This window comes from Corynebacterium sp. (genome assembly GCF_012837295.1).
GTDB lineage: Bacteria > Actinomycetota > Actinomycetes > Mycobacteriales > Mycobacteriaceae > Corynebacterium.
Genome location: NZ_DURI01000044.1, coordinates 1 through 4,415 on the forward strand (window position 1 = coordinate 1; position 4,415 = coordinate 4,415).

Annotated in this window: 4 protein-coding genes and 1 pseudogene; 3 read left to right on the forward strand and 2 right to left on the reverse strand. The window is 69.8% G+C overall.

From position 1 onward, the window contains the following. The coding region (locus GX015_RS01490; RefSeq protein WP_291342253.1) for a glycerate kinase at positions 1-1,191 on the reverse strand (1,191 nt) is incomplete at its 3' end. A 46-nt stretch (positions 1,192-1,237) separates the two neighbouring features. Here GX015_RS01490 and GX015_RS01495 point away from each other — a divergent pair. The 3 genes from GX015_RS01495 to GX015_RS01505 all read left to right on the forward strand — a co-directional run bounded on the left by GX015_RS01495 (position 1,238) and on the right by GX015_RS01505 (position 4,143). Beyond that, positions 1,238-1,621, forward strand: coding sequence for a hypothetical protein (locus GX015_RS01495; protein WP_291342256.1), 384 nt, complete (start codon positions 1,238-1,240; stop codon positions 1,619-1,621). 343 nt (positions 1,622-1,964) lie between these two features. Beyond that, complete coding sequence (gdhA, locus tag GX015_RS01500) at positions 1,965-3,308, forward strand: NADP-specific glutamate dehydrogenase (RefSeq protein ID WP_291342257.1); 1,344 nt, start codon at positions 1,965-1,967, stop codon at positions 3,306-3,308. 79 nt (positions 3,309-3,387) lie between these two features. Next, the gene (locus tag GX015_RS01505; RefSeq protein ID WP_291342258.1) at positions 3,388-4,143 is read left to right on the forward strand and encodes a sulfite exporter TauE/SafE family protein; all 756 of its coding nucleotides are present in this window, start codon (positions 3,388-3,390) and stop codon (positions 4,141-4,143) included. Positions 4,144-4,215: 72 nt separating this feature from the next. Here GX015_RS01505 and GX015_RS01510 read toward each other — a convergent pair. After that, positions 4,216-4,415, reverse strand: a pseudogene (locus GX015_RS01510) (ectoine/hydroxyectoine ABC transporter ATP-binding protein EhuA); the annotation flags it as partial.

The following is a 4,415-nucleotide window of genomic DNA, read 5'->3' on the forward strand; positions in this document are numbered from 1 at the left end:
CCCCGCTTTCCGGGCGGCCCGCAGCGTCGCCTCATATGCGGCCTCGCGCAACTGTTCCCGGGTCTCTTCCAGGGGGCCGGGCAGGGCGGTGGCCCCGCGTGCCCGCTTGACGACGGGGACGCCGTCTTCCACCGAGCCTCCGATGAGATGGACCGGCGTGGGGGAGTCCGCCGTCCTTGCGGCGTCGACGATCCAGCCGACGACCTTGCCCACGTGGCTCTGGGCGTCGATGGCGCCTTCGCCGGTGAGGATGAGGTCCGCCGTGCCTTCGGCGATGATGTCGGCCAGGCCCGTGGCGCGGGCGAGGAGGGCCGCGCCGGGCTCGATGGAGAGGCGGGCGCCGGCGTTCTCGCCTCCGGAGGCGGCGCCTGCGATGGCGGCGATGCCGACCGGGGTCGCGCCGGCCGCGCCGAAGCCCGGTTGGTCGGGGTCGACGTCGCAGAGCCGGCACCACGTGAGCAGCGCCTCGGTGAGCTGTGCGACTTGTTCGCCGGTCGCGCCCTTCTGCGGGCCGAAGACGGCGGGCGCGTCGCGGGGAGGGGTGGTGACGTCCAGGACCAGTCGCCATGTGGCGCGCCGGGCGCGGGGATCGAGGCCGGAGAGGTCGAGGCGGGCGGCCGAAGCGAGCGCGGCGCCGCCGAAGGGGATGTTCGCCCCGGACTCGTCGAGAATTCGCGCCCCGAGGGCGGTGATGAGGCCGGCGCCGCCATCGGTGGTCGCCGAACCGCCCAGGCAGATGGTGATGTCCGGCCCGACGGCACGGTCCGCTCCGACTGCTCCGCAGTGGGCGAGCGCGTCGAGGATGACCTCGCCGGTGCCGAACGTCGATGCGCCGAGCGGGTCCTTCGCGTCGGCGACCGCGGGCAGCCCGGACGCGGAGGCCAGGTCCAGCACCGCGCGGCCCGGCGCCGGTCCCCACCAGCGGGCCAGGATGGGCCGACCGATGGCGTCGACGGTGCGGACATCATGGGCGACCGGACCCTGCTCCTCCGCCCAGGCGTTGGCGAGCAATTCGGCGGTGCCCTCGCCGCCGTCGGCCATGGGGATCGCGATGGCGGTCGCGCCGGCGTCGCGGGCGCCGGCGGCCATCGCCTCGGCGGCCTCCCGGGCGGTCGCGGTGCCCTTGAAGCTGTCGGGGCAGCAGACGACCGTGAAGTCGGCGGGGCCGTCGGCGCTGAAGTCGGGGTCCATGAATCCATCATGGCGCACGCCGTCGGGTGAGGGTACCCTTACCGGCATGCCCGCCATCGTATTCGATTGCCTTGTTCCGCCCGCCGACTCCGACGACCTCGCCCGCGCCTTCGCCGCGCGTCTGGGACAGCTGGAGGCCGAAGGGAAGATCTCCAACGCCGACGTCATCGTCTCCGACGCGCCCGTCGACGAGCAGCTGCTCGAGCAGTGGGAGCGCGAAAACCCCGACGAGCCCGTCGGCGACCGCGTCATGCGCCGGTACACGCTCGACCTCGCCGGCCTGCAGGGCTCCCTCAACGCCTTGACCATGGACCTGTCGCGCCTGCTGACTCCCGCGGCCGAGCTTCCCGACGACCCGGTGCTCCGCGAGTTCGACGACATGCTCGAAGAAGTCGCCCGCTATCCGTGGATGGTCGCCGTCCGCCCTTGAGGGGCTCCGCTCCGCCGCCACGACGCCCCGCAGTGACGTGATTCACATCGGCACGTCGTCAAGCGAGTTTTTGCGGGACGGGCGCCGCCGATGTTACGGCCGTGTTTCGCGCCCGTTTCCCGCCCATTTCCGCGGGCCATCAATGGGGGTGACCATTGGGGGCGGCGCGTAACGGGGTCGCCCCGCGCGTTTCCGTGTCGGCGAAGAGCATGAAACAATGCACGTTGGTAAAAACCATCTCCCCGTCCCGGTCGGCGCTTCACGCGCGGTCCCGTGAATCGGCGGGCCCCAGGGGCCCGGCGTCGAGCAGGTGCGCCGGACGGGAGCGAAGAAAGGTGCTTAGTTGAACGTCGACGATCGAGTCTCCGATTTCTACCAGCTCGTGCTGCGTCGGAACGCGGGTGAGCCCGAGTTCCACCAGGCCGTGTCCGAGGTCCTCGAATCCTTGAAGATCGTCCTCGCCAAGGATCCCGAGTACGGCGAGAAGGGCCTGGTCCAGCGCCTCTGCGAGCCGGAGCGCCAGATCATTTTCCGCGTGCCGTGGGTCGATGACCAGGGCCAGGTCCAGGTCAACCGCGGTTTCCGCGTCCAGTTCAACTCCGTGCTCGGCCCCTACAAGGGCGGTCTGCGCTTCCACCCGAGCGTGAACCTGGGCATCATCAAGTTCCTCGGCTTCGAGCAGATCTTCAAGAACTCCCTGACCGGCCTGCCCATCGGCGGCGGCAAGGGCGGCTCCGACTTCGACCCCAAGGGCAAGTCCGAGCTGGAGATCATGCGCTTCTGCCAGTCCTTCATGACCGAGCTCAACCGCCACATCGGCGAGTACACCGACGTGCCGGCCGGCGACATCGGCGTCGGCGGCCGCGAGATCGGCTTCCTGTTCGGCCAGTACCGCCGCCTGAACAACCGCCACGAGTCCGGCGTCCTCACCGGCAAGGGCCTGACCTGGGGCGGTTCCCTGGTCCGCACCGAGGCCACCGGCTTCGGCACCGTGTACTTCACCCAGCGCATGATGGAGGAGCACGGCGAGTCGCTCTCCGGCGCCAAGGTCGTCGTTTCCGGTTCCGGCAACGTCGCCATCTACGCCATGCAGAAGGCGCAGCAGCTGGGCGCCACCGTCGTCGCCTTCTCCGACTCCTCCGGCTACGTCTCCACCCCGAATGGCGTGGACGTCGAGCTGCTCCGCGAGGTGAAGGAGGTCCGTCGCGGCCGCGTCGGCGAGTACGCCGAGGAGGTCGACGGCGCCGAGTTCCACGCCAAGGGCAACGTGTGGGAGGTCGCCTGCGACGTCGCGCTGCCCTGCGCCACCCAGAACGAGCTCAACGGCGACGACGCCAAGATGCTCGTGGAGAACGGCTGCAAGTACGTCGCCGAGGGCGCGAACATGCCGTCGACGCCGGAGGCCGTGGATTTCTTCCGCAAGTCCTCCATCTACTTCGCCCCGGGCAAGGCCGCCAACGCCGGTGGCGTGGCCACCTCCGCCCTGGAGATGCAGCAGAACGCGACCCGCGACTCGTGGTCCTTCGAGTACACGGACGAGCGCCTGCAGGGCATCATGTCCAACATCTTCGAGAACTGCGCGAAGACCGCGGCGACCTACGACCGCGAGCACGACTACGTCGTCGGCGCGAACATCGCCGGATTCAAGAAGGTCGCCAACGCGATGCTCGCGCAGGGCATCATCTAGCGTCATCTAGCTTTTCCCGCTTTACGACGACCCACGCCCACGTCGGGCGGCCCTGGCACGGGAGGTAACATTCCCCGCCATGGACCTTTCGACGTGGGCGTTGCTCGTCATCGCCGTGGTTGCCCTGGCGGGGGCGTGCCTGCAGCGCGTGTCGGGCATGGGGCTGGGGCTCATCGGCGCGCCGGTGCTCAGCCTGATCGTGGGGCCGGTGGCGGGCGTGCTGATCATCAACGTGCTCGCCGCCGTCAACGCCGTCTTCCAGACGCTGTCGGTGCGCGAGAACGTGGATTGGCGGAAGTTCTGGTTGATCGGCCCGGTGATGCTCGCCGGGGCGATCCCGGGCGCCTGGGTCGTCCATTCCACGCCGACGGCGCCGTTGCAGGTCATCGTCGGCGCTCTGGTTCTGTTGGGGCTGACGGTGACCACCATCATGCCCAACCACGTGCGCATCGACGGCCGCGGCTACGCGATGGCCTCCGGTGCCGCCGGCGGGTTTATGAACACCCTGGCCGGCATCGCCGGGCCCGCCATCACGGTCTACGCGCAGGCCAGCCGGTGGCCGCAGAAGACGTTCGCGGCGACGCTGCAGCCGCTGTTCTTCGTCTCCGGGGCCGTGTCGCTGGCGGTGAAGGAATTGTCGGCCGCCGAACCGATCATCCCGCACGCGCCGTGGCACCTGTGGGCCATCGGCCTGGTGGCCATGGTGGCGGGCCTGAAGATCGGCACCGTCATCGCCAAGCGCACCGACGTGCGCAAGGCCCGCCGGCTGGCGCTGATCGTCGCCTCCACCGGAGCGGCGGTGACTCTGGTCCGCGGCCTCATCGGCATGTTCTAGGAGCCGGTGCCGGTTGGAGCAGCCGAGCTCGGACAGCGCCGCCCAGACCATCCCTGCCTGGAACAGGGCAGCCTAGAAGAGCGACGACAGGAACGACTTCGTCCGGTCCTCGCGGGGGTTGCCCAACACCTCGTCGGGCGGGCCGGCCTCGACGACGACGCCGTCATCCATGAAGACGACCTGATCGGCGACCTCGCGGGCGAAGGACATCTCGTGGGTGACCACCATCATGGTCATGCCGTCGTCGGCCAAACCGCGCATCACGCCCAGGA

Bases quoted from the DNA above. Each gene is read 5' to 3' on its own strand.
- GX015_RS01495 (WP_291342256.1), top strand. From the start codon at position 1,238: ATGCCCGCCATCGTATTCGATTGCCTTGTTCCGCCCGCCGACTCCGAC.
- GX015_RS01505 (WP_291342258.1), top strand. From the start codon at position 3,388: ATGGACCTTTCGACGTGGGCGTTGCTCGTCATCGCCGTGGTTGCCCTG.